At 59.3% G+C, this 3,523-nt stretch carries 4 protein-coding genes and 1 pseudogene; all 5 read left to right on the top strand.

What is annotated here, in order from left to right:
* Positions 1-101 precede the first annotated feature (101 nt).
* Entirely contained in the window at positions 102-716 is a 615-nt protein-coding gene (gene casB / locus BSZ39_RS12370) for a type I-E CRISPR-associated protein Cse2/CasB (RefSeq protein ID WP_073717617.1), read from the top strand.
* A gap of 49 nt (positions 717-765) precedes the next feature.
* A complete protein-coding gene (gene cas7e / locus BSZ39_RS12365; RefSeq protein WP_073717616.1) occupies positions 766-1,887 on the top strand; it encodes a type I-E CRISPR-associated protein Cas7/Cse4/CasC in 1,122 nt (373 codons plus the stop codon).
* Between the two features lie 2 nt (positions 1,888-1,889).
* Positions 1,890-2,594 carry a type I-E CRISPR-associated protein Cas5/CasD gene (cas5e, locus tag BSZ39_RS12360; protein WP_073717615.1) on the top strand — a complete coding sequence of 235 codons (705 nt, stop codon included), beginning with the start codon at positions 1,890-1,892 and terminating at the stop codon, positions 2,592-2,594.
* The gene (gene cas6e, locus BSZ39_RS12355; RefSeq protein WP_073717614.1) at positions 2,594-3,295 is read left to right on the top strand and encodes a type I-E CRISPR-associated protein Cas6/Cse3/CasE; all 702 of its coding nucleotides are present in this window, start codon (positions 2,594-2,596) and stop codon (positions 3,293-3,295) included. The genes cas5e and cas6e overlap by 1 nt, the downstream gene beginning before the upstream one ends.
* Positions 3,296-3,304: 9 nt before the next feature.
* Positions 3,305-3,523, top strand: a pseudogene (locus tag BSZ39_RS14375) (type I-E CRISPR-associated endonuclease Cas1e); the annotation flags it as partial.

Genomic DNA, 3,523 nt, shown 5'->3' with positions numbered 1-3,523 from the left:
GCAGTTCGAGGAACACTACTACACTGAAACCAGTCGGCCAGTGGTGGCTGACGTACCGCTATGAACTCTCCACCAAACTCGGGGCGATCCAGAGATGAGCAATGAATGACAACGATGAGAGCGCGCAGCGACTAGATGTGAGCGTTGGAAGCTACATCAGCAAGCTTCAATCAGCGTTCCTCGGCGACAGCCCAGATGCCCGCGCGACTCTTGCGCAACTACGGCAGGCGGTTGATGAAGAGCCCGGGCAGAATCCACGCGCCTGGGAGCGCGTGATGGAGGTGCTTCCTGAGAACTACATCGGCCACGGAGATGACCCAAACGATGGAGAGTGGGCAACGCACCTAGCGCTGACCTTCTACGCCGTCCACCAGCAGGGCAACGCCAAACCGATGCATGTGCAGAAGGTAAGCCTCGGATCCGCCGCCGGCACGCTGATGCGCGGCCGTCAGCCCTCGACAAAGTCCCGGTACGACGCAGTTCTCTTGGCGTCCACGCTGCGGCAGCAGCGCTATCATCTGCGCAGCCTCATCGGTCTCTTCAAAGCCGATGCCATCGGGCTCGACTACGGCCGTTTCGCAAACGACCTCTTCTTGCTACAGAAGGACAAGTACCGGTCCAGAATCATTAGGAGCTGGGGTCGAGACTTCCATCGAGCCTTCAGCCGCACTCGACACGACGAAGCTGAATTAGAAGCCTCTTCCGTCAACTCTTAACAAGACCCGAACGTTAGCCTCCACCCCACAATCTTCAAAGGAGAAAACCATGGCCACGTACCTCGACTTCCACGTTCTACTCACCCTTCCCCCCAACAACATCAACCGCGGAGAAGACGGCGCTCCCAAGACCGCATTCTTTGGGGGTGTGCAGCGTCAGCGCGTCTCATCCCAAGCTCTGAAGGCCGCGCAGCGCAAGGCGTTTCAGGAGCACCTCGATACCCAAGACCTCGGTGTCCGAACGAAACGTATCGTCGAGCTCGTCGCCGATGAAATCCTGCGACAGGACTCGGACGTCAGCGAGGAAACCGCCCAGAAGTGGGCGGAGGATGCCTTCAACAAGGCTGGTATCAAGGTCGCGCGACCGAAGCCAAAAAAGGGCGAGGATCCCTCTCCCGCTGTTTCGGGTGCCCTAGTATTCCTGGGCCGTCATCAGATCGAGCGACTAGCTGCAGTCCTACTTGAGAAGCAGGGTGAGGCGCTGACGAAGAAGGAGGCGCAAGCGGCCATCGATCAGGAGCACTCCATCGATCTGGCACTCTTTGGCCGGATGATTGCTGACGACGCTGCGCTCAACGTCGATGCAGCCTGTCAGTACGCGCACGCAATCGGAGTCCATGAGGCAATGCCGGACTTTGACTACTACACCGCGATTGATGACGAGCAGCAGCGCGAGGAGATCGCGGGCGCGGGCATGATCGGCACGATCGAAATGATGTCGTCCACGATGTATCGCTACGCCACGATCAACATCGACCAGCTCAAAAAGAACCTGGGTGATGACGAGGCGGTCAAGCGCGCGGTTGAAGCCTTCACGACGACGTTCATTGAATCCCTGCCGACCGGCAAGCAGAATACCTTCGCTGCCCTGACGCTCCCGGACCTAGTCTCGGTCATGGTGCGCGACAGGCGTCCGGTTTCTCTGGTCAACGCCTTCGAGAATCCGGTAACTGGTGTATCGCGCCGTCAAACTGCCGTGAAGCGACTCGCGGAGGAGGCTCAGGCAGTCGAGCAAGCGTTCGGCTCGCGCCCGACGTCCGCCTGGGTTGTCACCACGCCCACGTTTGCCGATGCTGCGGTGCCGCTTGGAAAGGCCGTCACGACGGCCGAATTGGTCGCACTCGCAGGCGACGCTGCTTTCGAGGCAGCGCAGGAAGTGGAAGCTGTGTAGCCATGCCAACCCTTCTTTTGCGACTCAAAGGTCCCCAGCAGTCATGGGGAACTGACTCGCGTTTCCGATCCCGCCAAACTGGGATTGTGCCTAGCAAGTCCGGAGTACTAGGACTCTTGGCCGCTGCTCAAGGGCGCCCTCGCGAAGCAGATCTATCGGATCTCGTCGGGCTCAGCTTTGCTGTCCGCGTAGATCAGCCCGGATCGCTCATGGTCGACTATCACACAGCTCGAGCGCCCGGTGCGAAAAACCCTAACCTCTCGCATCGTCATTACCGAGCCGATGCCGCATTCATGGCGGCAGTATCAGGCCCGTCGGATCTCATCCAAGGGTTATCAGAAGCCATCGACAACCCGGCGTTCCCACTTTTCCTGGGACGACGCTCGTGCCCCGTGCCCTGGGATCTCAACGCAGGAGTGTTCGAAGACGAAACCGGAGCCGACCTCTTAAGAGATCTCGGACGTGTTCCATGGCTTGCCGCTGAGTGGTACCGCCGAAAAGCGCCCACGGAGGTTCGCCTCCCGATCTATCGAGATGCACACCGTGGAGAGCAAGGCGATACCACCGCCGACGTTCCCCTGAGTTTCGACCCTCGGCATCGGCGATACGCCACCCGCCACGTCGTAGTGGACCAGCCGGTGGTGGTGGACAACGAACTGGGTCAAGCCCCTCGCGACCCGTTCTTCGATGACGTTAAGGAGGCGTGATGTTTCTTTCGAGAATCCACCTCAACCCGCACCGCCGTAAGACTCGAGCGGCGCTAGCCAACCCTCAGATAATGCACGCAATGGTAGCGAGCAGTCTTCCGCCCGGAATGGAATCGAGCGATAAGGGGCGGCTTCTGTGGCGCGTCGATAGGGACGGGCATGACGTTCGGCTCTATATCGTCTCGCCGTACAAGCCAGGACTGGAGCACATCGTCGAGCAGGCAGGGTGGGAATCGGACCCAGGCCAGACCACCGACTACACCCGATTTCTTAACCACCTGGCAATCGGGCGCGAATTCGACTTTCGGGTCACGCTGAATCCAGTGATTCAGCAGTGGGTAGCGGGGAGTCGAGGAAGCCGTATTCCCATTTGTGGTCCCAAAAACCAGCTTTCATGGCTGCAACAGCGAACCGAGCAGTGGGGTTTCCGAATCGTCGACTATGACGCCCCGGAGGACACCATCGAGGAAGGATCTCGAACACGCCGGAATCACGTGGCAGTAAGGATTCTCGAGGAAGATAACCGTTCCTTCGAAAAACGCGATCACGGTAACCGACGGCGAGTGACACAACGGCACGTGACCTTCCTCGGTCAGCTTACAGTTACTGACGTCGCCCTGCTTCGACGGGCACTGACTCATGGAATGGGGAGAGGCAAGGCATACGGTTGTGGTCTGATGTCACTGGCGCAGGTTCGGTAGGCACACGCCATGAAACGCATGCCACCGATTCCCGTTCAGGCACTGCCACGAGTCGAGGACCGGATCACCTTCCTTTATCTCGACCAGTGCGTGGTGCACCGGGATAAGGGCGCAATCACTGCGAGAAATTCCGAAGGAACGACCTATATCCCGGCAGCGACGCTGACTGTGCTGATGTTGGGGCCCGGGTCTACCGTCAGTCATCATGCGATGTCGCTGCTCGCGGAG

The sequence above is a fragment of the Bowdeniella nasicola genome (assembly GCF_001907295.1).
Taxonomy (GTDB): Bacteria; Actinomycetota; Actinomycetes; order Actinomycetales; family Actinomycetaceae; genus Bowdeniella; species Bowdeniella nasicola.
This window is presented reverse-complemented; position numbering and strand designations above follow the sequence as displayed.